Origin of the sequence: Clostridium sp. AF27-2AA (assembly GCF_003478505.1) — a bacterium.
GTDB lineage: Bacteria > Bacillota > Clostridia > Lachnospirales > Lachnospiraceae > Brotaphodocola.
The window spans coordinates 1-759 of the sequence record NZ_QUFI01000080.1; the positions used below are offsets into that span (position 1 = coordinate 1).

The window sequence follows — 759 nt, forward strand, 5'->3', positions numbered from 1 at the left end:
CAATCAATATATGCAGGGAAGGTATTCGAATATCTGGAATGTTATTTGATACAGAAAAGAAAATTTCCTGATCCTTGCGGAAGAAATTCCGTACTATCATAATGTCTAATAAAACCGTGAGACACACGGGGATAGCTCGCTTATGCTTTGCCCTATCGGGCAATCGAACGAGAAGCCCCCACTTCAGGCGATAGCTAAGTGGTGGGAGTATGTCACATCTGGATTGATGTTTCCTTTGGCTTATAAAAAAATCAAGATAACTGATCACGTCACTGCTTGTGAGAATGTTATTATCAACGAGCAGAGCCAATATTTTCTTTTTCCGGAGAGAGGAGAGATCTTCAATTTGTGAAATATTATAACCGTACTGCATAAGTATGGATTCCTGAGCCAAGCGCATTCCAGTTTCAGACATAGCGCCACTTAAGTATGCTCGTTCATCACTTGTTCGACATATTGACATAGGAATGTGGTAGCGTATAATTAGTATTGAAATAGGGCTACCGCAATCCCACTGGCTTTAGACGGTGGGTTAAGGTAGCCAAAAATCAGAAATTATTGTATACTCATGGTATGGGAACATGGAAATCTAAAAACAGACACAAATACCTATTACAATATCACATTATTTTTGTCTGCAAATATAGAAAGAAATTACTGGTTTCGAGGCAGATATCAGATGATATAAAACAGTTTTCGGATGAGATATGTCAGAGACACAGTGCGATAATAAGACATATGGAAACAGACAAAGATCAC

General features: G+C 38.5%; 2 protein-coding genes. One reads left to right on the forward strand and one right to left on the reverse strand.

Going from position 1 to position 759, the window contains the following annotated elements; all coding sequences use genetic code 11:
* On the reverse strand, positions 1-373 hold a 373-nt coding region (locus tag DWY84_RS17605; RefSeq protein ID WP_207665143.1), incomplete at its 3' end, for a hypothetical protein.
* Between the two features lie 200 nt (positions 374-573).
* Here DWY84_RS17605 and DWY84_RS17180 point away from each other — a divergent pair.
* Positions 574-759: transposase (locus tag DWY84_RS17180; protein ID WP_182434976.1), on the forward strand; the 186-nt coding region annotated here is incomplete at its 3' end.